Genomic DNA, 22,227 nt, shown 5'->3' with positions numbered 1-22,227 from the left:
GAGGGTCACACGAGGGTGCGGTTCACGGTCGCAAGGGCGGGTCAGAGATGTCGGTAGACGTCCTTGAGCTCCAGGCCGGTGGCCAGCATCAGCACCTGCGCCTGGTAGAGCAGCTGGGAGATCTCCTCGGCGGCCCGGTCGGGGGTCTCGTGCTCGGCGGCCATCCACGCCTCGGCCGCCTCCTCGACGACCTTCTTGCCGATGGCGTGCACGCCGCGCTCCAGCGCGGCCACCGTCGACGAGCCCGGGGTCCCGGCCGCCGCCTTGGCCTGCAGCTCGGCGAACAGCTCCTCGAACGTCTTCACGGTGCCCGATTGTGGCAGCCCGGCACCGGGCGGGTCGGCACCGGGTCCGCACCGGTCCACCTGCTGATCACCGTACGGCGGTCGGTGCGGGTCGCCGTCCGTCCGCCGGGCGATCGGTCACCGTACGGTGATTGCGGCGTCGACGAGGTGCCGGGGGGCCTCGTCGGCGACCATCGACTCCTCGTACGCCTCGATGATGTAGTCACCGGGCGGCAGGCTCAGCTCGACGAACGCCTCACCCCGGCCGGGTGCGCCCGCGTCGAGCGTGACGTACTGCCGGTGCACGACCTGTCCGCCCTGGCGGATCCGCAGCTGGGCGGTGGCCTCGTGGACGCTGCCGGCGAGGTGCACCGTGAAGGTCGACCCGACGGTGTCGCCGTGCTGCGGGTCGATCAGCCAGAGCATGGCCAGGGTGTCCAGCGCGGCCCCCTTGGTGATCTCGTCACCGGTGTCGATGTGACCCCACAGCCGGTCCACCGGCTCGCCGTCGAGCAGCAGCCGGATCCTCGGGTCGCCGCCGGTGACGCCGGCGACAGTCCAGGCGAGCTGCTGCACCGCGGCGGCGGCCCCGGCGGCGTCGAGGTTGGCGACCCCGGCTCCGGTGATGTTGACTCCGACGATGTCGTACTGGGTCCACACGGTGGCCACGCTGGCCCCGGCCGGCCACAGGGTGCGGTAGTCGGGGTCGGCGAGCCGGGCCGCGGTGAGCATCTCGCCGAGCGCGGCCCGCAGTTCGGCGACGACGCCGGTGTCGGTCAGCTGAAAACGGTGGAACTCGCGGTAGAGCCGCGACCCGCCGCTGTCGGCCGCGTCGACGTAGTAGACCGGCAGGGTCGCCACCGGGGTACCGGCCTGCTGTCCGGCGGCACCGGCGGTCGGCGGACCACCGGTCGCCGGGCCGGCGACCGGGCCGTCGCGGTCGGCCGGCCGGTCCGTCGGCTGGCTGGTCGATGCCGCGCCGGGCGGGGCTGGGCCGGCGCTGGCCGCCCCGGACGGCGGGCCGGGCTGCGGGGCCGGCGGCAGGCAGCCGACCACGCCGACCAGGCTGGCGGCGACGGTCGCGGCGGCGGCACCGAGCAGCACGGCCGGCACCCGGCGCCGCCGACGGGCGTCGATCTCCCTGCGGATCGAGGTCAGCCCGTCGTGCCGTACGTCGGTCCGGTCGGCTTCGGTGTGCAGCGCCCGGCGCAGCAGGTCGGCGGTGCGGGCGTCGCCGGGCTGGTTGTCGTGGTCGGTGTCCATCACATGCCGTCCAGGCTGGTACGCAGCGCGGCGATGCCGCGTGCGGTGTGGCTCTTCACCGCGCCCCGGCTGACCCCCATCGCGTCGGCGATCTGCGCCTCGGACAGGTCGGCGTAGTAGCGCAGCACGATCGCCTCCCGCTGGCGGGGCGGTAGGGCGCGCAGCGCGCTGATCACGTCGGCGTGGCGGAGTTGGTCGAGGGCGCCGGCTTCGGCGCTGGGTGCGTCGGGGTCGGGCCGGGCGGCGGCCAGGTGGGCCTGCACGACCCGTCGGTGGCGGATCGCCGACCGGCACCGGTTGACCACGGTGACCCGCAGGTAGCCGAGCGCCTTGTCGGCGTCGCGGAGCCGCCACCAGCGGCTGTGCAGGGCCACGTAGGCGTCCTGCACGATCTCTTCGGCCATGCCCGGTTCCCGCAGCAGCAGGGTGGCGAGGCGCACCAGCGGGCGGTAGTGCGCGGCGAACAGGCGGGTGACCGCCTCGTCCGCCGCCCACGTCGTCGTCTGTGCCCGCTGTCGTGGCATCGTCCTCCCCGAGCCCAGGTCGGTGACCAGTTCGGGCGTCACGCCACTACGACGTGTCACCAGCGCATCTGGTTTACCGCGTGAGCGGCGGGAACGTGACGGGTCGGGGTACTGCTGTTGGCGAGGGTCAGGTTCAGCCCACCGGTACGGCGTGAACGGCCCGCAGGGCCAGGGCGGCGTCGAGTACGGCGACCATCGACGACCAGCCCTTGTCCTCGGCCGAGTCGGGCAGCCCGGCCCGGTCGCGGGCCTGGTCGATGGTCTCGACGGTGAGCACGCCGTGCCCGACCGGGGTGGACTCGTCGAGTGACACCCGGGTCAGGCCGTCGGTGACCGACCGGCACACGTAGTCGAAGTGGGCGGTGGCGCCGCGTACCACCACGCCGAGGGCGACCACCGCGTCACAGCGCCGGGCCAGGGCCTGGGCGACGACGGGCAGTTCGACGGAGCCGGCGACCCGGACCACCTGCACATCGGCGACACCACAGGCGTCGGCGGCGTCGAGCGCCCGGGTGAGCATCGCGTCGACCAGGTCGGTGTGCCAGCGGGCGGCGACGACGCCGACGGTGAGCCCGGCGGCGTCGACGCTGGAGACCCCGGGTTCGCCGAATCCGGCCATCAGGCCCGCCCTCCGGATAATTCGCCGACCGGGTCGAGGTCGGTCGCGCCGTCGAGGTCGGCCGGTGCTGCGCCGGCCGGCTGGTCGAGACCGTCGAGCAGGTGGCCCATCCGGTCCCGTTTGGTACGCAGGTAGCGCACGTTCTCCGGATGCGGGTGGACGGTCAACGGTTCCCGATCGACGACGTTCAGGCCGTACCCGGTCAGCCCGGACACCTTGTCCGGGTTGTTGGTGAGCAGCCGGATCGACCGGACCCCGAGGTCATGCAGGATCTGCGCGCCGGTGCCGTAGTCGCGGGCGTCGGCGGGCAGGCCGAGCTCCAGGTTGGCGTCGACGGTGTCTCGTCCCTGGTCCTGCAGCTGGTAGGCGCGCAGCTTGTGGGCCAGGCCGATGCCGCGGCCCTCGTGGCCGCGCAGGTAGAGCACCACGCCGCGGCCCTCGGCGGCGACCCGGGCCAGGGCGGCGTCCAGCTGCGGGCCGCAGTCGCAGCGCAGCGAGCCGAACACCTCCCCGGTGAGGCACTCGGAGTGCACCCGGACCAGCACGTCACGGCCGTCGTCGAGGTCACCGTGGACCAGGGCGATGTGTTCGGCCGGGTCATGGGCGACCCGGTACCCGACGGCGCGGAACACCCCGTACGGCATCGGCAGCCGGGCCTGCGCGACCCGCTCGACGTGGGACTCGGTCCGCCGCCGGTGGGCGATCAGGTCGGCGATGGTGATCAGGGTGAGCCCGTGGTCGGCGGAGAACTTCTCCAGGTCGGGCAGACGCATCATGGTGCCGTCGTCGTTGACCAGTTCGCAGAGCACCCCGGCGGGGTGCAACCCGGCGAGGCGGGCCAGGTCGACGGCGGCCTCGGTGTGTCCCGGCCGGTGCACGACGCCGCCGGCCCGGGCCCGCAGCGGCACGATGTGGCCGGGCCGGGACAGGTCGGCCGGGCCCGCGTCGGGGTCAGCGAGCAGCCGCAGGGTGTGTGCCCGGTCGGCGGCGGAGATGCCGGTGCTGACGCCTTCGCGGGCGTCGACGGTGACGGTGTACGCGGTGCCCCGCCGGTCCTGGTTCGTGTGGTACATCGGCGGCAGGTCGAGCCGGTCGCATTCGGCTTCGGGCAGCGGCGCGCAGATGTAGCCGGAGGTGTGGCGCACCATGAAGGCGACGAGCTCGGCGGTGGCGTGTTCGGCGGCGAAGATCAGGTCGCCTTCGTTCTCTCGGTCGGCGTCGTCGACGACCACCACGGCCCGGCCGGCGGCCAGGTCGTCGAGGGCCTGTTCGACGGTGCCGAACCCGGCGGCGGTCACGGGCGGACCCCCCCGCCGACGGACCGTGCCCCGTCCAGTTGCTTCGCCACGTACTTCGCGATCACGTCGACCTCCAGGTTGACCGGGGCCCCGACCGGTTTGCGGCCGAGGGTGGTGAGTTGCAGGGTGGTGGGGATCAGTCCGACGCCGAACCAGCCGGCCACGCCGGGCCCGCCCGACCCGCCGGTCGCGGTCGCGGCCGCGGCGTCGCCGTCGGACATCTCCATGACGGTCAACGAGACGCCGTCGACCGCGATCGAACCTTTTTCCACGACGTACCGGCGCAGGCCGGCGGGCAGGCTGAACCGGACCTGCTCCCAGCGGTCGCCGGGGGTGCGTCCGACGACGGTGGCGACCCCGTCGACATGGCCCTGCACCAGGTGCCCGCCGAGGCGGGTGGCGAGGGTGGCGGCGCGTTCCAGGTTGACCGGGTCGCCGGGCCGCAGCGTCCCCAGTGAGCTGCGGTCGAAGGTCTCCTTCATCACGTCGACGGCGAACCGTTGTCCGTCGACGGAGACGACGGTGAGGCAGACTCCGTTGACCGCGATGGAGTCGCCGTGCCGGGCGTCGGCGGCGACCAGTGGGCCGTGGACGGTGAGCACGCCGCTGGCGCCGTGCCAGTCGAGCGGGCCGGCCTCGCCCAGCTCCTCGATGATGCCGGTGAACATCGACTCAGCCCTCTTTCTGCCGGGGTACGGCGGTGATCCGCAGGTCGGGGCCGACCTGGGTGACGTCGACGATGGTCAGGTCGATGGCGTCGGTGATGGTGTGCACTCCGGCGTCGCCGAGCGCGGCGGGGCCGGCGCCGAGCAGTCTCGGGGCGAGGTAGCCGACCACCCGGTCGACCAGGCCGGCCCGTAGGAACGCCCCGGCGAGCACCGGGCCGCCTTCGAGCAGCGCGGAGCGGATGCCCCGGTCGTAGAGGGCGGTCAGCAGGGCGGTGAGGTCGACCCGGCCACGGTGGTCGGCGCCGACGTCCGCGGTGGTGGCGATCCAGGTGCCGGCGGCGGCGTCGCGGACCCGGGCGTCGGCCGGGGTACGCCCGGAGCTGTCCACGATCACCCGCAGCGGCTGCCGGACGGCGGGTCCGCCGGCGCTCGGGGTCCGGACGGTGAGCCGAGGGTCGTCGGCGAGAACGGTGCCGACGCCGGCGATGATCGCGTCGGCGGTGCCGCGCAGCGTGTGGACGTCGGCGCGCGCCGCCTCCGAGGTGATCCACATGCTGGTGCCGTCGTCGGCGGCGGAGCGGCCGTCGAGGGTGGCGGCGTACTTCCAAATGATGTAGGGGCGGCGCCGGCGGACGGCGGTCAACCAGGCGATGTTGGCGTTCTCGGCCTCCTCGGCGCGCAGCCCGACCTCGACGTCGATACCGGCGGCGCGCAGTGTCTCGGTGCCACCGGCGGCGATCGGGTTGGGGTCGGGAACGGCAAGCACGACGCGGGCGAGCCCGGCGTCGACCAGGGCGGTGGAGCAGGGTCCGGTGCGCCCGACGTGGTCGCACGGTTCGAGGGTGACGACGGCGGTGCCGCCGCGGGCCCGGTCACCGGCCTGGGCGAGGGCGGCGATCTCGGCGTGCGGTCCGCCGGCGTAGGCGTGGAAACCTTCGCCGACGACGTGGCCGGCGGTGTCGAGCAGGACGCAGCCGACGATGGGGTTGGGGCTGACCGAGCCGAGGCCACGGACCGCGAGGTTGATGGCGCGCCGCATCGCCTCGTCTTCGGAGAGGATCGCCATGGCCGTTTCTCTTCTCCTCGCCTGCCGGGGTGCGCGGCGGGCGGGAGGTGCCGGGCCCGGTGGGGGTGGCCGGCGACAGCGTGGCGGCGGCGGAACGCCTCGGCGCGCGGCCACGACGGACCGGCCCCGGGGCGCTGCACGGGTACGGCGGTGCCGGTCGGGGCACGCCACACCAGAGCGTCCGTTCCGCGCGCTGTCTCCCATCCGGACTGTCTGGGCCGGTCCGTGCCGGGTTGGCACGGTCTGACCCAACCGTCGGCTCCGGAGTCTCACCGGATCCACCGGGCGTCGTCTGCGACGACGACCGGGTCGCGGGCTGGCCACGGCTTGCGCCGTGGATCACCGCCGGTTCGGAATTTCACCGAGTCCCGCCAGCGCGTGGTGGGTGCTTCTCCGAGTGTTACACGGGACACCGGGATCATCGCCAGGGACGCGACCGACCTCGCAACTGTCGGATACCCGACAGTTGTCTATCGTCGGTTCGTTCGCGCAGGTCAGTTGGTGGACAGCCGGCGGTCGACCGCGATGTACGAGCCCGGTTGGCTCTTGGCGACCGACTTCATCTCGTTGGCCACCGTGATGATCTCGCGGGGGTCGCTGAACCGGCGGCTGCCCGCCGACACCGCCACCCCGACCGAGAGAGTGACCAGGGCCGCCTTCTGCAGGTTGCCGCGCCGGTCCTTGACCTCCACGTAGCCGCGCCGGGCGTCGGACGGGTCGTACAGCTCGTCGGCGGCCTTCTCGAAGTCGAGGATCGCCTGCTCGATGATCGGCCGCACCTGTTCGGGCGCGCAGACCACCACGAAGTCGTCGCCGCCGATGTGGCCGAGGAACGCCGGCGGCAACCCGATCGACACCACCGCCCGGTGCATGCAGCGGGCCAGCGCAGAGATGAACTCGTCGCCACGGGCGAAGCCGTACACATCGTTGACGCTCTTGAACCGGTCGATGTCGACGTAGCCGACGGCGTAGTCGGCACCGCTGCGGACCCGGTCGGTGATCTCCCGGCTGACCCGGGTGTTGCCGGGCAGCCCGGTCAGCGGGGACACCTCGCGGTACTCGCGGTTGCGCCGCAGAGTGGAGCTGACCCGGGCGATCAGCTCCGAGGTGTCGAACGGCTTGACCAGGTAGTCGTCGGCGCCGGCGGTCAGCCCGACGACCTTGTCGACGGTCATCCCCTTGGCGGTCAGCATGATGATCGGCAGCGCCGCGGTCATCGGGTCGGCCCGCAGCCGCCGGGTCAGGTCCAGCCCGCCGATGCGGGGCATCATCAGGTCGACCACGGCCAGGTCCGGGCGGTGCCGTTCGATGATCTCCAGAGCCTCCTGACCATCATGGGCGAGCATCACGTCGAAGCCGTGCAACCGCAGGTTGACCTCGACGAACCGGGCGATGTCGACGTCGTCGTCGGCGACCAGGATCAGGTCCGGCCGGGACTCGGCCCCTTCCGGGCTCACCACCGTGGCGCGGTCCGCTCGGCGATCTGCCGCAGTCTGCGGACCGCCTCGGCGGGGTCCTCGGCGCCGTACACGGCGGTGCCGGCGACGAACGCGTCCGCGCCGGCCGCAGCAGCCTGCTCGATGGTGTCCGCGGCGATCCCGCCGTCGACCTCGATCCGCAGCTCAAGATGGCCGCTGGCGGCGTGCCGGCGGGCGGCGCGGACCTTCTCCAGCATCTCGGGGATGAACCGCTGGCCGCCGAACCCCGCCTTGATCGTCATGACCAGCAGGGTGTCGAAGCTGGGTAGCAGCTCCAGGTAGTCCTCCACCGGGGTGTCCCGGTCGACCGCCAGGCCGGCCTTGGCCCCGGCCGACCGCAGCTCCTTGGCCAGCGCCACCGGGTCGTCGCACGCCTCGGCGTGGAAGGTGACGTTGTACGCGCCGGCGTCGGCGTAGCCCGGTGCCCAGCGGCGCGGGTCGGTGATCATCAGGTGCACGTCGAACGGCAGCGAGGTGGCCGGCAGCAGACTCTGCACCACCGGCAACCCGATGGTCAGGTTCGGCACGAAGTGGTTGTCCATCACGTCGACGTGCAGCCAGTCCGCCGCCCCCTCGACCGCGCGGGCCTCGTCGGCCAGACGGGAGAAGTCGGCGGCCAGGATGCTGGGCGCGATGAGCGGCGCTGGTGCGGTCACCGCGCCAGTCTACGAACGTGAGCAAGCGTTCCACACCCGCCACGACGATCGCCCGCCCGACGGGTGATCCGCCGGCCGGATCCGCCGGCGGACCCGCCGATGGACGGCCGACCGGGCAGTAGCCGGGGCGGTCGGCGCCGGGCCTGCGACCAGGCGTCGCAGGCGGGTACGCCGACCCAACAATCCGCGCGAATGCGTTATTGACTGCCTTTTGCCGACATCACGCGACGGGGCCGGTAGTGGCTCGAATAGCTCCAAGATCCACCAGCGGCAATGCAGGATTTCTGATTGTAGCTGCGCCAGCACCTTCGGTAAGGTGACCGCCATGACCGACCAGCGTCGCGTCGGCGCAGATCCGGCTGCCCGCAGCAGAGCGAGGCCAGTTCCACGGCTCAGCATCCGGGAAAACCTCGTCGGGATGCAGGCTATGCGCCGGGACCAGCTTGCTTTTCTTCAGGAGGCGGTCCGTAACCACGGCGACATCTTCAGGATACGTCTCGGTGGTATGCCGATGGTAGTACTCACCGACCCGGAGCACATCCACCATGTCCTGGTCGACAAACACGCCAACTACGACAAGGAAAGCTTCCTCTGGCGTACGGTCCGGGCGATCCTCCGGGAAGGACTGATCGGCAACCGGGGCGACGAGACCTGGCAACGCAACCGCCGGCTGATGCAGCCGACGTTCAACCACGCCAGCGTGGCCCGCTTCGCCCCGAACATGACCGGCCTGACCGCGGACATGATCCGCCGATGGGTGCCGGAGGCCGCCTCCGGTGCGCCGGTCGACGTCGTCGGACCGCTCACCGACCTGGCGCTGAAGATCGTCCTGCGGTCGCTGTTCGGCGTCGAGCCCGACGAGCGCAGCCACCAGTTCGAACGCGACTTCCTGGAGGTCAACCGCCGGCTCGGCGACTTCCTCCGGTTCCCCTTCCCGCCGCTGAGCTGGCGCACCCCGTCCCGCAACCGGATCCGGGCGCTGACCCGGAAGCTGGACGGCTTCGTCCGCTACCTGATCGAAACCCGCCAGCACGAGCGCGACAGCGACCACCGGGACCTGTTCAGCCTGCTACGGCACGCGGTGGACCCGGTCACCGGCACCGGGCTCACCCCGGACCAGCTCTCCACCGAGATCCTGGCGATGATCATTGCCGGGTACGAGACCACCAGCAACTCGATCTCCTGGGTGTACTACCAGTTGGCCCGCCACCCGCAGGTGCAGCAACGGGTGCACGACGAGGTCGACACCGCCCTCGACGGGCGGGTGCCGACCTTCGACGACCTGACCCGGCTGCCGTACACCCGGATGGTCATCGACGAGACGCTGCGGCTGTTCACCCCCGCCTGGCAGACGATGCGGAGGGCGGTGACCGACGACGTGGTCGGCGGCTACCGCATCCCGCAGGGCACCGAGGTGCTGATGAACCTGTTCCTGCTGCACCGGCACCCGGACTTCTGGCCCGACCCGGACCGCTTCGACCCCGACCGGTTCACCCCGGCGGCGGTCGCCGCCCGGCCCCGGCACGCCTACCAGCCGTTCGGCAGCGGCCCACGGCACTGCATCGGCAAGCACTTCGCCCGTACCGAACTGCATCTGATCACCGTGATGCTCGCCCAGACATTCGCGGTCAGCCTGCCCGAGGGCGCGCCGCCGGTCGGCTTCGCACCGCTGGTCACGCTGCACCCGGCGGGCGGCATGCGGCTCCGACTGCACCGCCGCTGACCTGCCCCCGCCGCCCTCGTACGGCACCGCCGCTGGCCTGTCCGTCGCGTCGACCCGTGGAAAGTGAGAAGAGCATGTCCCCGCAGGTACGCAGCCGCGCCCCGGGCGGCACCCGGGAGATTCCCACCGTCACGCCAGGCAGCGGCGTCGGCGGCACCCTGGCCTTCAAACGCGACCAGCTCGCCTTTCTCGGCCGGGGTGTCGACCGCTACGGCGACATTTTCCGGTTCCGGCCGCTGGGCATCCCAATGGTGCTGGTCAACCATCCCGACTACATCCGTCACGTGCTGGTCGACGAGGGCGAGAAGTACGACAAGAACGCCGTACTGTTCAAGGTCGTCCGGCCGGTGCTGCGGAAAGGGCTCATCGCCAACCCGGACATGGATCTGTGGCGACGGCAACGGCGGATGATGGCGCCGCACTTCACCCCCCGTACGGTGAGCTCTTTCACCCGGAACATGACCGACGAGGCCGAACAAATGCTCGTCCGGTGGGAGCGGAATTACGGCCGGGGCGGCACCCTGGACGTCACCGACGAGATCGGCCAACTCGCCCTGCGAATCGTCAACCGGTCGCTGTTCAGCGCACAGGTCGGCGACATCGCGCAGGCCTTCGAACGGGCATTCGGCGAGGCCAACGCGATCCTCGGCGCGTTCTTCCGGTTCCCGTTCCCGCCGTTGAGCGTGCCGACCCCCCGGCACCGCCGGCTGCGGGCCGCGATCGCCGACATGGATACCTTCGTGTCGACCTTCATCAACCGCCGGCTGCACGAGGAGGTGCCCACCGGCGAGGAGACCGATCTGCTCACCCTGCTGCTGCACACCGTTGACGAGGCCGACGGCCAGCGGATGGACCTGGAGCAGCTGCACCACGAGGTGCTCAACATCTGCATCGGCGCCTACGAGACCACCACCAACACCCTGTCCTGGGCGTTCTACCTGCTCGCCCGGCACCCGGAGGTGGAGGCGAAGCTGCACGCCGAGGTCGACTCGGTGCTCGCCGGGCGGACGCCGACCTTCGAGGACCTGCCCCGGCTGCCGTACACCCGGATGGTCGCCGACGAGACGCTACGCATCTACTCGCCGGCGTACCAGTTCATGCGCCGGGCCAGCTCGGCCGACGTGATCGACGGCTACCGGGTGCCGGCCGGCACCAACATGCTGATCAACAGCTACCTGCTGCACCGGCACCCCGACTTCTGGGACGACCCGGAACGCTTCTACCCGCAGCGGTTCACCCCGGAGCAGGTGGCCCGGCGCCCGAAGCACGTCTACGTGCCGTTCGGCAGCGGCCACCGGGTCTGCATCGGCAAACACTTCGCGCTGTCCGAGCTGGTCCTGGTGCTGGCCACGGTGGCCCGCCGGCACCGGCTCGTACTGCCACCGGGCGCGCCCGAGGTGCGACCGGAGGCGCTGATCACCCTGCACCCCAAGGGCGGGGTCCACCTCAACCTGGAGTACCGGTGACCTTCACGGACGACACGGCCAGCCACCTGACCCACGACCCGGTCCAGCAGGCCCTCGACTGCTTCCCCTACCAGCTCAACCCGCACGTCGAACAGGCCCGCGCGCACCTGACCAGTTGGGTACGCGATACCGGACTGGTGCTGCGTGAGCAGGCCCGCGCCCGATTCGACCACGCCGACTTCGGCTGGTTCGCGTCGATGGTCTACCCGACCGCCGACGCGGCGCACGCCGAGCTGATGGCCGACTGGTTCGCCTGGCTGTTCCTGGTCGACGACCAGCTGGACGACGGCGCCGACGGACGCAGCCCGCAGCACCTCGCCGAGGTGATGGCCGCGATGCGGCAGGTACTGTCCGCCGACGACTTCGGCGCCGCCGACGCGCGGCGCCGGGACCTGCCCCGGGCGGTGTCGTCGCTGGCCGACCTGTGGTGGCGTACCGCGCCGGACGCCACCGCGCGCTGGCGGCGACTGTTCGTCCGGCACCTGGAGCAGTGCCTGACCACCGCCGCCACCTGGGAAGCCGGCAACCGGCTGTCCGGCACCGTGCCGGACGAGGCCACCTACATCGAGAAACGCCGGCACACCGGGGCGATCTACGTCTGCATGGACTTCATCGACGTCATCGAACGGATCGACATGCCCGACGAGGTGTACGACAGCGCGCCGTTCCGTACCGCCCTCGACGCCGCCTGCAACGTGGTCTGCTGGACCAACGACATCTACTCACTGGACAAGGAACGCGCCCTCGGCGAGGTGCACAACCTGGCGTACATCGTCGGCTACCACCACGGGCTGGACCGCGACGCCGCCATGGACCGGGTGACCCGGGCAATCGGCGCCGAGACCGACCTGTACCTGACGGCGCAGGCGCAGCTACGGCGAACCTTCCCCGGACGGGCGGCGGTGCTGGAGCCGTACCTGGCCGGGATGCGCAGCTGGATGCGCGGCAACGTCGAATGGTCCAGCCGGACAAAGCGCTACCAGCCGACGCAGACGACCACTGAACCGGCACCACAGGAGTATCTGGAGGCCACGTTGCTCGGGAGCCAGGGTTGACCGCCGCGACCACCGCACAACGCGACGCCTGGGCGCGGCTGGCGGCGGCGCGGACGTTGATCGGGCCGCAGCTGCGCCGCGCCGTCGACCGGCTCGCCGAGCCGATCCACACCGTCGCCGGCTACCACTTCGGCTGGTACACCGCCGACGGCAGCCCGGCCGACGCCGGCTGGGGCAAGGGGCTGCGCGGCGGCCTGGCATTGGCCGGCGCCGAGGCGGTCGGCGCCCCGGCGGCCCGGGCGGTGCCGGCGGCGGTCGCGGTGGAGCTGGTGCACAACTTCACCCTGCTGCATGACGACGTGATGGACGGCGACCGGACCCGGCGGGGCCGGCCCACCGCCGGGGCCGCGTTCGGCGACGCGCAGGCCATCCTGGCCGGTGACGCGCTGCTCGCGCTGGCCTTCGACACGGTACGCGGGCAGGCCGCCCCGGCCGCCGCCGAGCTGTGCCAGGTGCTGCTGGAGCTGGTGGCCGGGCAGAGCGCCGACGTGGCGTTCGAGTCGCGTACCGCCGTGGGGTTGGATGCCTGCCTGGCGATGGCTGCCGGCAAGACGGCGTCGCTGATCGGCGCCGCCTGCGCGGTCGGCGCGATCAGCGGCGGCGCCGACCCGGACCGGGTCGACGGACTGAAAGGGTACGGCCACCACCTGGGGATGGCGTTCCAGCTGGTCGACGATCTGCTCGGCATCTGGGGCGACCCGGCGGTGACCCGCAAACCGGTCGGCGCCGACCTGCGGCAGCGCAAGAAGTCGCTGCCGGTGGTGTTCGCGATGGGCAGCGGCACACCGGCCGGCGCCGAGCTGGCCTCGCTGTACGCGATACCGGGTGCGTTCGCCGACGGGCAGGTGGCCCGGGCCGCGCTGCTCGTCGAGCAGGCCGGCGGCCGGGACTGGGCGAGGCGGGAGGCAGACCGGCACCGGGCGGCGGCGCTCGACCGGCTGGCGACGGCCCGGCCCGCAGCCGACGCGGGTACAGCGCTCACCCAGTTCGCCGACCTGGCCGCCCACCGGGACCGCTGAACGGCACCCGCCGTCGTTCCAGACCTTGATGGACGGCTGACGCACGGGCCCGGCCGGTCCGTAGCCGGCCCGGTGTCGTACCCTCGTCGGCTTGAGTGGACAACGGGGAGGCGGCAGGATCATGGCGCGACGGTGGGATGCCCGGGCGAGGCTGGTGGCGCTGCTGACCGCCGCGTCGCTGACCACGACGGCCGGCTGTGTGCCGCCGTCTCCGGGCGTGGACGGGGATCTGGTCGACAACTGGGCCGCGTTCGACGAACCCGTCCACCTCACCCCCGAGGCCGGCAGCTGCCACAACGATAGTCGGCGCTTTATCGCCTGGGAGAGCTACCGCCCGGTCGGCTGCGTCCGGTACCACCTGGTGGAGACCGTGCACGTCGGAACGCTCGGCGACGACCCGGCGGTGCCGTTCGACGAGGACGGCGCGGCGGACGGCCTGATCGCGGCCCGACGGGCCGCCCGGCCCGAGTGTGACCGACGGGTGAACGAGTTCCTCGGCGGTCCCTGGCAGACCGCCCGGCTACGGATGACGGTCGTGACGCCGTCCGACGCCGCCTGGACCGGCGGGGCCCGCTGGTTCGGGTGCGACGTCGGTGTCGTGGACAGTCCTGGCGGCCCACTGGTCGACTGGTACGGAACCGTCGAGGGTGCGCTGCAGGCTCCCGGCCATCCGCTGCTACTGACGTGCTATGACTCGGCGGCGGTCGGTGTCGACGACGAGCCGCTGACCGAGCCGCTGGACTGCGACACTCCACACCAGGCCGAGTTCGCCGGCACGTACGTGGAGGACAAACTGGGGTACGACGAGGTGGAGCTGAACGACGAGCGGGTCCACACCCAGTGCCGCAAGGTGGTGGCCGACTACGCGAAGGTGCCGAACAACGGCGACCTGCAGTACCGGGTGGGCACCATCTACACCTTCTCCGACGTCCTTGACTGGGCGGAGGGCGACAGGACGATCCGCTGCTTCGCCTGGCGGGCCGACCCGCTGTTGACCGGTTCGGTACGCGACGGCGGCACCAGCGCCCTGCCCATCCAGTACCAGTGAAGCGGCAGGTTCTCATGATCTTGCAGCCGCTACGGACCGGGATGGTCGCGCTACTGGCCGCCGCGTCGCTGGCCGTGCCGGCCGGCTGTGCGGCACCGCCGCCGGGGGACCGACGGCACCCTCACCGACGGTTGGCCGGGTTCGACGAGCCGACCACCTTCGTCCCGCAGGCCGGCACCTGCCACCGCGACGAGGCTGCCTCGGGCAGCGGCAGGTACTACCGGCTGGTTCCGCTGCGACCTGACCGAGATCAGCAGTGTGTTCCGGGGCAAGGTGCTGCCCCGGACCGGAAGCCTGCGCGGCACGCTGGCCGACGGGCGCGCTTCGGCTGGGCTGCCACGACGTGCGGTGGGGTGACGACCACCTCGAAGCGCTGGAGCCGGTCGACGAGGACCTGCCCTACCGGGTGGCCACGTTCTGGTTCCGGACGGGAACCCTTCGGTGTGGGAAGGCGACCTGCGAGTCCGCTGCTTCCTGTACGTGCCGGACTTCACCACCCCGCTGCTCCGCTCCGCCGAGGGCGGCGGTCCCGACCTGTTCCCGGTCTGGTAGCCGCTCACGATCCCTGGCCCTCCAGCTGACCCGACCCCGACCAGGCATAGTGCCGACCGCCCGGGAGGTCGTCGCCGCACTCGGCATCAACCAGAACACAGTGCACAAGGCGTACCGCGAACTGGAACACGACGGTGTGGTGCATCCCGGCCCGGCGTCGGCACCTTCGTACTGGCGTCGCTGTCGGCGCGCCGCGCGGCCCGGGGCCCGGCGATCCGCACCCAGCTGGCGGCCTGGGTCGCCACCGCCCGCGCCGCCGGCCTGGACGACGACGACCTGCGCGCCGTCCTGGCGGCCGAACTGGCCGAGAACGCGTCGCCCCGGACGACGGACAACCAGCCGGGGCGGACCGGGTGCTGACGGGGCCGGCCGAGCTGGCGCAGCGGCTGCGGGCGGCGGACCAGCCGCGGACGGTTCAGGCGAGGTCTGCTACCGAGCGTAGTGCTTCGCTGTCTCGTACGACGATCCCCCGGTAGTGGGTCGAGACGATGCCCTCCGACCGAAGTTCACTGAGTGCTTTCTGCAGGCTGACCTGGGCGGCACCGCAGAGGGTGGCCATCTCGTCCTGGGTCAACCGGATGTCGACGACCATGCCCTGTGGGCTCCGCCGTCCGTAGGCAGCGGCGATCTCCCACAGAACCCGGGCGAGGCGAACCCGTAGCGGGTAGTGAGTGAAGTCGATCCGACGCCGGTTGGCCCAGCGGAGACGGTCCGCGATGATCCCGGCCACGGTGAGGGCAGCGTCGGGGTTGTCACGGAGGAATGCCATGAACTCGTTTCGGTGGATGACGCGGATCACCGACGGGCGGCAGGCGGTAACCGTCGCCGTCCTCGGTGTCTCGTTCAATGCGGATATCTCGCCGATGATGTCGCCGGAGACACGGATCGACAGCAGGGCGTGCCGACCGTCGGTCAATGCAGCGGTGACCTTGACCAGTGCGTCCTCGAGCAGGATCACATAGGACTCTTCAGCACCCTCCCGGAGAATGACCTGCGCTTCCTTGACGGAGCGTCGTACCCCGACCGACAGGAGGCGTACGCGCGTCGACGGTTGCAGCCGGGCCAGGAGGGTCCCCGGCGGCGACGGGGCGTTCTTCTCCATCTGCACCTCCTCGGGGCCCGAGAGCCATCATTCACGTTCAGCTTCAGGTTCGCTACTGTCCGAAGCGCGACTCAAGACGAGGTTCCTGCCACACCGGTGACGACCAGCAAGCTGCCGGCAAAGCCGACCGCCACCAGAAACCAGGGCATACAGTTCTTGATCAAGAGGTACTTGGTCAGGGCGATACGGGCGAGGACGACTGCGAGGTCCCATGCCTCGTCTCGATGTTGTTGGACGCAGGCGGCCGACGGGCGCCCGCCAGCCGAAACGAGGTCCGGAAACCCGAACCGGTTGGCACCTCCCACACCGGTAATGCGCGGTTGGAACGCCATCGCAAGCCGGCAGGTGGCGACCACCATGGCGCCGAGCATGCCGGCCGCGAGGCAGACCGAGATCGCCACGACCGCAGGGGCGCCGTCGAGCATCGTCGGCAGGGCCTGGTCGGCGACCGTCGCCGCGATGGCACCTTCGATCGACAGCAGGGCCAGTGCCTTCGCGTCAGCGTGTCTGATCGATGTCTGCAGTGAGGCCACTGTGGTCAGACTAACTTGCAGATCGCGCCACGCGTCCGGGCCGGCGCCGCTGCTCGCCCTCGTCATCCGCTCCATACATCGAGTGAACGTGAGACCGGCGGGAGCCACCGTGTCGGAGCACCACTTGTCGCCCATTCGACTGTCGCGCTGATTCCATCCTTTTATGGGATCCCCATCGCCGCCGTTCTGTAGAGATGAGTATCGAACGGTTTGTCGCCCAGTAGGAGATGGAGAGCATGCCTTATCAAGGATCCAGACCGACGTGTCCTGGTCGCCGTGGACATGGAGTCCTACAGCCGTCGAGACAACGTCCTGCAGTACCGCGCGCAGCTGACCTTTCAGGAGGTCATGGCTGCTGCGTGCAGCGAGGTGGGCTTCGATCGCGCCAGTTGGCAGATCCAGCAGGGTGGAGACGGGGAACTCGCCGTCCTCCCGCAGGGGACAAGTGAACGGGCGGTCCTGGCCCGGCTGACCCCGGTTCTTGACCGACTGTTGCGCGAGACCAACCGTGGACTCAGCGACGAGGCTCGGATCCGCCTACGCGTCGCTGTCCACGAAGGTCCGGTCCATCTCGACGGGGCCAACGGATTTCCGAGCGACGCGGTCGTGACAGTCTGCCGGCTGGTCGGTCACCGGACCGACTGTGGTGCGCCGCCAGCTGGGGCGACGGCTGCGCCGACTGCGGGAGGAGGCGGCCCGCACCGAGCAGGAGGTGGAGCGGGCGAAGGTCTGTTCGCGTACGACGTTGTGGCGCATCGAGAACGGCAAGTTTCCGGTCAAGATGAACACCGTTCGCGGTCTGTGCTGGTTCTACGGTGCCGACCCGGAGACGACGGACGCGCTGACCCGGCTCGCCGCCGCCAGTGATGATCACGGGTGGTGGGAGTCGCACGGCGACGCCGTACCAGATTGGTTCCGCCTGTACGTCGGCCTCGAAGCCGCCGCCACCGAGATCCACAACTACAACCCGGAGCTGATCCACGGCCTGCTGCAGACGCCGGACTACATGCGTGCGGTCTTCCGCGCCGCCGACCCGCAGGCGACCGAGCAGAAGATCGAAGGTCAGGTGTCGCTGCGGCTGGACCGGCAGATCTCCTACTACGACCGCGAGCAGCCGGCCCGGATCGTCGCGGTCCTCGGTGCGGTGCGCTGGCCCGCGAGGTCGGCGGACCGGCGGTGATGGCCGAGCAGCGCGCCCACCTGGCCGGGCTGGGTCGACGGGTACGGGTGGAGATCCGCATCCTACCCTGGTCGGCGGGTGCGCATGCGGCGATGGTCAGCCCCTTCACGTTGCTGGACTTCGCCGACCCGGACGACCCGGACATCGCCTACGTCGAGTCTCATGTGGGTGCTCGTTACCTGGAGCGGCCGGAGGAGTTGGCGGAGTACCGTCGAATTTTCCGGCTGATCCGTGAGCAGTCGGTCCCGATCGAGGAGCACCTGCGATGAAGCCCGACACCCCCTGGTTCACCTCCAGCCGCAGCGGTGGCAACGGCGGCGAGTGCGTCGAGGCCCGCCGGCACGCCGGCCACGCCGAGGTACGCGACAGCAAGGACCGCACCGGCCCCACCCTCACCTTCACCACCCGCCACTGGGGCACCTTCACCACCGCCCTACAAACCGGCACCCTCCCCCACTGACCGCTACCGACCGCCCTGTCCCCCACCCCTTCCCGGGGTGGGGGACCGTCATCCTCCTGACGCTGGTGACGCGTAAACGTGCTTGACCCCGACCGCACCTGGGACGAAGCGAGCTACTCTGCACTGGGCAGGACGCCCGACCGGACAGAGCTGCTCGACGGCTGCTTGTGGACCAGCTCCGCACCGAGCAAGCGTCACCAGCAGCTTTCCTTCCTGCTGATGTCCGCGCTGTATCCGGCGGCCCGGTCTGCCGGCCTTGAGGCGTACGAGGCGATCAACGTCAGATTGCGTACCGATCGGATCGTGATTCCGGACCTCGTCGTCGCAGACACTGACAGCGAGGGATCCATTACCGACGCGGCTGAGGTCCTGCTCATCTGCGAGATCACATCTCCGAGCAACGCCGCCACCGATCGACTGCTCAAGCTGCAGTTGTACGCCGCCGCCCGAATCTCGTGGTATCTGCTGGTTGAGCCAGAGTTGCCGAATCCGTCGGCGGTGACACTCCGGCTCTTCCGGCTCGACAACGAGCACTACGTCGAGCACCTGACCGCGACCAAGGACGACGTGTTGACCACCGATCAACCGTTTCAGTTCACCCTCGACACGGCCGCACCGCTCGACGAGTAGACACCCGGCCGGCCGAGCTATGGCGGTGGCCAGGTTCGGATTGGTTCACTGGGTCCAGACGGTGCCCCGTGCCTGGAATTCGAGGGCTTCCTCTACCCGGATGGCGACGTCCGCACCCAGCAGGCGCTTCACCAGGTGCAGCCCCAGGTCCAGGCCGGAAGTGATTCCGGCGGCGGTGACGAGGTCGCCGTCGTCGACCACGCGGGCGTTCTTGACGATGCCGCCGCGCGAGGTCAGCTGCTGCTTCGCGACGGTGTGCGTGGTGCAGGGGCGGCCGTCAACCAGGCCGGCCACGGCGAGGAGCACCGCGCCGGTACACAACGACGACATGATGAGCCTCGACCGGGGAGCCGCCGCCAGCGCGCTGGGCAGCGCCCCGTTTTCGATCTCCGCCCAAATACCGGGCTCGCCGGGTCGCCCGCCACCGGGCACGATGATCACGTCGGCCGCCTCGGGCTGCCAACCGCGCTTGACCCGTACCTCGGTGCCGAACGCTGCGGTGACCAGGCGTGGCCGACCGTGCACCATGTAGTTGACGTCGATCTCTCGCTCGCTGTACCAGCCGGCCAGCGAGAACACTTCCTTTGGGACGATTCGGGTACTGCCTGGCCGGCGGGTACGCCGTACAAGCTCACGGCTTCGTCGACCGCATGTCCAAAGACGTAGACCTGTTCACCACGATGCCTGCGGCCTCAGACTTCCCAGCTGCGGTTGCCGCCGTAGCGGCGGCGCTGCGCGCTGATGACCTTGACGTGACCGCCGAGCGGGAGGGCCCGTCCTTTGCCCGGCTCGGTAGCCGACGTCGAGACCGCAAGTACCAGCACTGTCGAGCGGGGAATCGACTGGCGCACATATCCGCCAGTCCAGCTCGCGATCGGTCCGGTCCTTCACCCGCAGATGCGGTGGCGAACAAGCTGTGTGCGCTCTTCGGACGCGCCGAGGTACATGACTACATCGACGTATATGGCGTGTTACGGGACGGACGCTACTCTGGCAGCGAGATGCTGCGCGATCACGACCCAGGCTTCGATCGGCAGGTCTTCGCGGAAGCGCTCCGTGCAGTGCTCCGCTTCCCAGATTCGGCGTTCGACCCGTACCGGTTGAGCCCCGACGAGATCGTCACGCTGTGCAATCATTTGCTGGCCTGGGCCGACGAAATTGCCTGTCTCAACCAGTAACACCTATTCCTGCAGCTCGGATAGGGCCCTCCGACCAGCGCGGCGGAGCAGCCATCGCGGCTTGCCGCCAGCCAGCGCCACGACACTCACCTGCCGCACCACCCCAAGCACCGCGACTTCAGCGGAAGCCGGCCGCCAGGAACGCCCCGAGGCCGAGCAGCGCCAACGGCAACGCCGTGGCGAGGCTGAGGATCCGGCTGCGGGTGGTCCGACCAGCCAGGACGATCACCAGTACGCCCAGCACCGCCCGAACCACGACATGCGGGATCTGCTCGCTGCCGTAGCTGGGGTCACCGATCCGGGCCGCCTCCAACGCCGCCTCGGTACAGCACACCGCTCCCGGCAGGGCTGTACCGATGGTCTGCCGCCAGCCCGATCCGCGTGCCCAGACACCGCCGACACCGAAGACCACTCCGGCGAGGACCCCGAAGGCCATCCAGAGCAGAGATGTCGGCGCCCACAGCAGCCACCAGTCGTCGCCCTGGATCAGCGCCGCCGCAACGTAGTAGGCGGGTACGGCGATCACCAGTCAGGCGGCAGCACCGGCAGCAGCCCGCAGCCACCCGGTACGGACCCAGTAGCCGAAGAAGAACGCGGCGACCGCCCACACCGCAGACGAGTTCCCCAGGTCGGCAAGCGGCCACCAAGGCATGAACTTGATCCATACGAAGTCGACGAAGCCCAACAAGAAGCCGCCGAGCACCGCGACGAGCGCGACGCGCCGATTGTCCGGATACATGCTGCCGGACCATACCGTGCCGCAAGCACGGGCGCTCCTCCTGCAGCGGGCACCCGCCGCACCGCCACCTGCCCACTCCGACGTCGCCACGCAACGCCCAGCTGCGGACACCCGCCGACAGCCCCACCGGCCCGCACCCCGTCTCCTGCCGCTGTCACCACCCGCCGTTACCCGGTCGTTGGCCGAGTTAGCAGACCGACCTGCGCTGCTGTGTCCGGGCGAGCAAGCGTGGTGAGATCAGGCGATGATGCGACCTCTGCTCGACGCCGGACACCGGCTGTACGCCCGCCGGCTGCGCGCCCAGCTCACCGCCGGCGAGCTGCCCCGCCACCTCGCCATGGTGATGGACGGCAACCGGCGATGGGCCCGGCAGGTGGGCTTCGACGACCCCAAGGTCGGCCACCGGCACGGTGCCGAACACCTCGACGAGGTGCTGAGCTGGTGTGCCGAGATCGGCATCCGGCACGTCACGGTGTTCGTCGCCTCCGTCGACAACGTCCGCAAACGCGCCTCCGACGAGGTCGACAACCTGATGGGCATGATCGAAACCGTCGTCACGGATCGGCTGACCCGCGACGGCAACATCTGGCAGCTGCACCTGGCCGGTCGGCTTGAGGTGCTGCCCGACTCGACCCGGCACGCGCTGAAGCTCGCCGAGGAGGCGACCCGGCAGCGGGAGACCGGCCACCACTTGACCGTGGCCATCGGCTACGACGGCCGGGAGGAGATCGTCAACGCCGTACGGTCGCTGTTGGACGACCAGGCACGGTGCGGGGCGACGCTAAACGACATCGCGCAGCGACTGACCGCCGACCAGATCGCCGCCCACCTGTACACCAGTGGGCAACCGGACCCGGATCTCGTCATCCGCACCAGCGGGGAACGACGGGTGTCCGGCTTCCTGCTGTGGCAGGCCGCTCACTCCGAGCTGCACTTCTGCGACGTCTACTGGCCTGGCTTCCGCAAGATCGACCTGCTGCGGGCGCTGCGCTCGTACGCCGCCCGCAAGCGGAAACCCTGACCGCTACCGCCAGGTCGGCTCCAGGCGGACCAGGCCGAAGCCGCGGCCGCGCTGCACACCGACCCCGCTGTACGGTGCCAGCCGCATCAGCCGGTCCACCGCCCCGACCAGGGCGGTCGGCCCGTCGCAGACGTAGCGGATGCGACCCAGGAAGCCCGACACCGTACGCCCGTTGACCTTGACCACGTCGCTGGCACCGTCGATGTCGCTCACCCACAGCGTGTCCCGGTCCGGCCGCTCCCCGGCCCGCCGATGCCCGGCTCACCGACACCCGGGAGCGGAAGCACCAGCTCCGGCAGCCCGGCCGGGGCGTTCGCCCGCCACACCGCACGCAGCCCGGCCACCTGCCGCGCCCCGGTAACGAGCGCGCCGACCTGACCACCGAACCGGATCACCGCCCCCGTCGCCGCCCCGGCCCGCAGCTTGTCGACCAGGGCGTCGTCGAGCAGGCCGACCTCGACCAGGGTGCCAGCCGGGTGCGCCACCGGCGGGTTGAGGCTGTACGCCTTCGCGTGCGACCGGTGCGCCGCTTCGTCCACATCGAACCAGCGGGACACCACCGCGTGGACGTGTTCGAGCCGTACCCCGGCCGGGTCGACCCCCCGGCACCACGCACTCCCTCCGCTCGGCGAACACTCGAACGTAGGCCAGCCGATCCACCCTCG

Annotated in this window: 25 protein-coding genes and 2 pseudogenes; 12 read left to right on the top strand and 15 right to left on the bottom strand. The window is 70.8% G+C overall.

All coding sequences use genetic code 11. From position 1 onward, the window contains the following. Positions 1 to 41: 41 nt before the first annotated feature. The 9 genes from ACFHWS_RS05565 to rpe all read right to left on the bottom strand — a co-directional run bounded on the left by ACFHWS_RS05565 (position 42) and on the right by rpe (position 7,856). Entirely contained in the window at positions 42 to 305 is a 264-nt protein-coding gene (locus ACFHWS_RS05565) for a phosphoribosyl-ATP diphosphatase (protein ID WP_123604575.1), read from the bottom strand. A 117-nt stretch (positions 306 to 422) separates the two neighbouring features. After that, a complete protein-coding gene (locus ACFHWS_RS05560; RefSeq protein ID WP_416557069.1) occupies positions 423 to 1,547 on the bottom strand; it encodes a Gmad2 immunoglobulin-like domain-containing protein in 1,125 nt (374 codons plus the stop codon). After that, positions 1,547 to 2,131, bottom strand: coding sequence for a SigE family RNA polymerase sigma factor (locus ACFHWS_RS05555; RefSeq protein ID WP_416557070.1), 585 nt, complete (start codon positions 2,129 to 2,131; stop codon positions 1,547 to 1,549). The genes ACFHWS_RS05560 and ACFHWS_RS05555 overlap by 1 nt, the downstream gene beginning before the upstream one ends. Positions 2,132 to 2,204: 73 nt before the next feature. Continuing rightward, positions 2,205 to 2,690, bottom strand: a complete 486-nt coding sequence (ribH, locus tag ACFHWS_RS05550) for a 6,7-dimethyl-8-ribityllumazine synthase (protein WP_416557071.1) — start codon at positions 2,688 to 2,690, stop codon at positions 2,205 to 2,207. Continuing rightward, entirely contained in the window at positions 2,690 to 3,988 is a 1,299-nt protein-coding gene (locus ACFHWS_RS05545) for a bifunctional 3,4-dihydroxy-2-butanone-4-phosphate synthase/GTP cyclohydrolase II (protein WP_416567749.1), read from the bottom strand. The genes ribH and ACFHWS_RS05545 overlap by 1 nt, the downstream gene beginning before the upstream one ends. Further along, positions 3,985 to 4,656 carry a riboflavin synthase gene (locus ACFHWS_RS05540; protein WP_416567748.1) on the bottom strand — a complete coding sequence of 224 codons (672 nt, stop codon included), beginning with the start codon at positions 4,654 to 4,656 and terminating at the stop codon, positions 3,985 to 3,987. The genes ACFHWS_RS05545 and ACFHWS_RS05540 overlap by 4 nt, the downstream gene beginning before the upstream one ends. 4 nt (positions 4,657 to 4,660) lie before the next feature. After that, complete coding sequence (gene ribD, locus ACFHWS_RS05535) at positions 4,661 to 5,722, bottom strand: bifunctional diaminohydroxyphosphoribosylaminopyrimidine deaminase/5-amino-6-(5-phosphoribosylamino)uracil reductase RibD (RefSeq protein ID WP_416567747.1); 1,062 nt, start codon at positions 5,720 to 5,722, stop codon at positions 4,661 to 4,663. A 494-nt stretch (positions 5,723 to 6,216) separates the two neighbouring features. Beyond that, positions 6,217 to 7,182: a response regulator gene (locus tag ACFHWS_RS05530; protein WP_416567746.1), complete on the bottom strand. Its 966-nt coding sequence runs from the start codon at positions 7,180 to 7,182 to the stop codon at positions 6,217 to 6,219. After that, positions 7,176 to 7,856 carry a ribulose-phosphate 3-epimerase gene (gene rpe / locus ACFHWS_RS05525; protein WP_416557076.1) on the bottom strand — a complete coding sequence of 227 codons (681 nt, stop codon included), beginning with the start codon at positions 7,854 to 7,856 and terminating at the stop codon, positions 7,176 to 7,178. The genes ACFHWS_RS05530 and rpe overlap by 7 nt, the downstream gene beginning before the upstream one ends. Positions 7,857 to 8,181: 325 nt before the next feature. On the opposite strand from rpe, the gene ACFHWS_RS05520 reads away from it, so the two are divergent. From ACFHWS_RS05520 to ACFHWS_RS05500, 5 genes are all read left to right on the top strand, one after another. Further along, complete coding sequence (locus ACFHWS_RS05520; protein WP_416567745.1) at positions 8,182 to 9,579, top strand: cytochrome P450; 1,398 nt, start codon at positions 8,182 to 8,184, stop codon at positions 9,577 to 9,579. Between the two features lie 56 nt (positions 9,580 to 9,635). Further along, on the top strand, positions 9,636 to 11,045 hold the full coding sequence (locus ACFHWS_RS05515) for a cytochrome P450 (RefSeq protein ID WP_416557077.1): 1,410 nt from the start codon (positions 9,636 to 9,638) through the stop codon (positions 11,043 to 11,045). Next, positions 11,042 to 12,100, top strand: a complete 1,059-nt coding sequence (locus ACFHWS_RS05510) for a terpene synthase family protein (protein ID WP_416567744.1) — start codon at positions 11,042 to 11,044, stop codon at positions 12,098 to 12,100. The genes ACFHWS_RS05515 and ACFHWS_RS05510 overlap by 4 nt, the downstream gene beginning before the upstream one ends. After that, on the top strand, positions 12,097 to 13,119 hold the full coding sequence (locus tag ACFHWS_RS05505; RefSeq protein ID WP_416557079.1) for a polyprenyl synthetase family protein: 1,023 nt from the start codon (positions 12,097 to 12,099) through the stop codon (positions 13,117 to 13,119). The genes ACFHWS_RS05510 and ACFHWS_RS05505 overlap by 4 nt, the downstream gene beginning before the upstream one ends. Before the next feature lie 121 nt (positions 13,120 to 13,240). After that, the gene (locus ACFHWS_RS05500; RefSeq protein WP_416567743.1) at positions 13,241 to 14,167 is read left to right on the top strand and encodes a septum formation family protein; all 927 of its coding nucleotides are present in this window, start codon (positions 13,241 to 13,243) and stop codon (positions 14,165 to 14,167) included. Positions 14,168 to 15,134: 967 nt separating this feature from the next. Here ACFHWS_RS05500 and ACFHWS_RS05495 read toward each other — a convergent pair. Both ACFHWS_RS05495 and ACFHWS_RS05490 read right to left on the bottom strand, forming a co-directional pair. Continuing rightward, complete coding sequence (locus tag ACFHWS_RS05495; RefSeq protein ID WP_416567742.1) at positions 15,135 to 15,821, bottom strand: Crp/Fnr family transcriptional regulator; 687 nt, start codon at positions 15,819 to 15,821, stop codon at positions 15,135 to 15,137. A 71-nt stretch (positions 15,822 to 15,892) separates the two neighbouring features. Next, positions 15,893 to 16,429, bottom strand: a complete 537-nt coding sequence (locus ACFHWS_RS05490; RefSeq protein WP_416557081.1) for a hypothetical protein — start codon at positions 16,427 to 16,429, stop codon at positions 15,893 to 15,895. Between the two features lie 168 nt (positions 16,430 to 16,597). Between ACFHWS_RS05490 and ACFHWS_RS05485 the strand changes: the two are divergent. From ACFHWS_RS05485 to ACFHWS_RS05465, 5 genes and pseudogenes are all read left to right on the top strand, one after another. Further along, a pseudogene (locus tag ACFHWS_RS05485) lies at positions 16,598 to 16,978 on the top strand (hypothetical protein); the annotation flags it as partial. Positions 16,979 to 17,000: 22 nt separating this feature from the next. After that, the gene (locus tag ACFHWS_RS05480) at positions 17,001 to 17,534 is read left to right on the top strand and encodes a Scr1 family TA system antitoxin-like transcriptional regulator (protein ID WP_416567741.1); all 534 of its coding nucleotides are present in this window, start codon (positions 17,001 to 17,003) and stop codon (positions 17,532 to 17,534) included. Next, entirely contained in the window at positions 17,534 to 17,803 is a 270-nt protein-coding gene (locus ACFHWS_RS05475; protein WP_416567740.1) for a Scr1 family TA system antitoxin-like transcriptional regulator, read from the top strand. The genes ACFHWS_RS05480 and ACFHWS_RS05475 overlap by 1 nt, the downstream gene beginning before the upstream one ends. After that, complete coding sequence (locus ACFHWS_RS05470) at positions 17,800 to 17,994, top strand: DUF397 domain-containing protein (RefSeq protein WP_416567739.1); 195 nt, start codon at positions 17,800 to 17,802, stop codon at positions 17,992 to 17,994. The genes ACFHWS_RS05475 and ACFHWS_RS05470 overlap by 4 nt, the downstream gene beginning before the upstream one ends. A gap of 78 nt (positions 17,995 to 18,072) precedes the next feature. Beyond that, entirely contained in the window at positions 18,073 to 18,624 is a 552-nt protein-coding gene (locus ACFHWS_RS05465) for a Uma2 family endonuclease (protein WP_416567738.1), read from the top strand. 45 nt (positions 18,625 to 18,669) lie between these two features. Here ACFHWS_RS05465 and ACFHWS_RS05460 read toward each other — a convergent pair whose 3' ends face one another. Continuing rightward, positions 18,670 to 19,203: a DJ-1/PfpI family protein gene (locus tag ACFHWS_RS05460; RefSeq protein ID WP_416557036.1), complete on the bottom strand. Its 534-nt coding sequence runs from the start codon at positions 19,201 to 19,203 to the stop codon at positions 18,670 to 18,672. Positions 19,204 to 19,526: 323 nt separating this feature from the next. On the opposite strand from ACFHWS_RS05460, the gene ACFHWS_RS05455 reads away from it, so the two are divergent. After that, a complete protein-coding gene (locus tag ACFHWS_RS05455; protein ID WP_416567737.1) occupies positions 19,527 to 19,802 on the top strand; it encodes a hypothetical protein in 276 nt (91 codons plus the stop codon). 118 nt (positions 19,803 to 19,920) lie between these two features. Here ACFHWS_RS05455 and ACFHWS_RS05450 read toward each other — a convergent pair. Beyond that, positions 19,921 to 20,541 (bottom strand): annotated as a pseudogene (locus ACFHWS_RS05450) (DUF6518 family protein). A gap of 244 nt (positions 20,542 to 20,785) precedes the next feature. On the opposite strand from ACFHWS_RS05450, the gene uppS reads away from it, so the two are divergent. Next, positions 20,786 to 21,562 carry a polyprenyl diphosphate synthase gene (gene uppS, locus ACFHWS_RS05445; RefSeq protein WP_416567736.1) on the top strand — a complete coding sequence of 259 codons (777 nt, stop codon included), beginning with the start codon at positions 20,786 to 20,788 and terminating at the stop codon, positions 21,560 to 21,562. Between the two features lie 3 nt (positions 21,563 to 21,565). Here the strand turns inward: uppS and cas6 are convergent, their stop codons facing one another. Beyond that, positions 21,566 to 21,775, bottom strand: a complete 210-nt coding sequence (gene cas6 / locus ACFHWS_RS05440; RefSeq protein ID WP_416567735.1) for a CRISPR system precrRNA processing endoribonuclease RAMP protein Cas6 — start codon at positions 21,773 to 21,775, stop codon at positions 21,566 to 21,568. Beyond that, complete coding sequence (locus ACFHWS_RS05435; protein ID WP_416567734.1) at positions 21,772 to 22,122, bottom strand: hypothetical protein; 351 nt, start codon at positions 22,120 to 22,122, stop codon at positions 21,772 to 21,774. Before ACFHWS_RS05435 ends, cas6 begins: the two co-directional genes overlap by 4 nt. Between the last annotated feature and the right edge of the window lie 105 nt (positions 22,123 to 22,227).

This window comes from Micromonospora sp. LOL_013, from assembly GCF_048060315.1.
Lineage (GTDB): Bacteria > Actinomycetota > Actinomycetes > Mycobacteriales > Micromonosporaceae > Micromonospora_E.
This window is presented reverse-complemented; position numbering and strand designations above follow the sequence as displayed.

Excerpts from the sequence above, each read along its gene's own strand:
- ACFHWS_RS05560 (WP_416557069.1), bottom strand. The coding sequence starts at position 1,547 with ATGGACACCGACCACGACAACCAGCCCGGCGACGCCCGCACCGCCGAC.
- ribH (WP_416557071.1), bottom strand. The coding sequence starts at position 2,690 with ATGGCCGGATTCGGCGAACCCGGGGTCTCCAGCGTCGACGCCGCCGGG.
- ACFHWS_RS05540 (WP_416567748.1), bottom strand. The coding sequence starts at position 4,656 with ATGTTCACCGGCATCATCGAGGAGCTGGGCGAGGCCGGCCCGCTCGAC.
- ribD (WP_416567747.1), bottom strand. The coding sequence starts at position 5,722 with ATGGCGATCCTCTCCGAAGACGAGGCGATGCGGCGCGCCATCAACCTC.
- ACFHWS_RS05520 (WP_416567745.1), top strand. The coding sequence starts at position 8,182 with ATGACCGACCAGCGTCGCGTCGGCGCAGATCCGGCTGCCCGCAGCAGA.
- ACFHWS_RS05500 (WP_416567743.1), top strand. The coding sequence starts at position 13,241 with ATGGCGCGACGGTGGGATGCCCGGGCGAGGCTGGTGGCGCTGCTGACC.
- ACFHWS_RS05495 (WP_416567742.1), bottom strand. The coding sequence starts at position 15,821 with ATGGAGAAGAACGCCCCGTCGCCGCCGGGGACCCTCCTGGCCCGGCTG.
- ACFHWS_RS05490 (WP_416557081.1), bottom strand. The coding sequence starts at position 16,429 with ATGGAGCGGATGACGAGGGCGAGCAGCGGCGCCGGCCCGGACGCGTGG.
- ACFHWS_RS05475 (WP_416567740.1), top strand. The coding sequence starts at position 17,534 with ATGGCCGAGCAGCGCGCCCACCTGGCCGGGCTGGGTCGACGGGTACGG.
- ACFHWS_RS05470 (WP_416567739.1), top strand. The coding sequence starts at position 17,800 with ATGAAGCCCGACACCCCCTGGTTCACCTCCAGCCGCAGCGGTGGCAAC.
- uppS (WP_416567736.1), top strand. The coding sequence starts at position 20,786 with ATGATGCGACCTCTGCTCGACGCCGGACACCGGCTGTACGCCCGCCGG.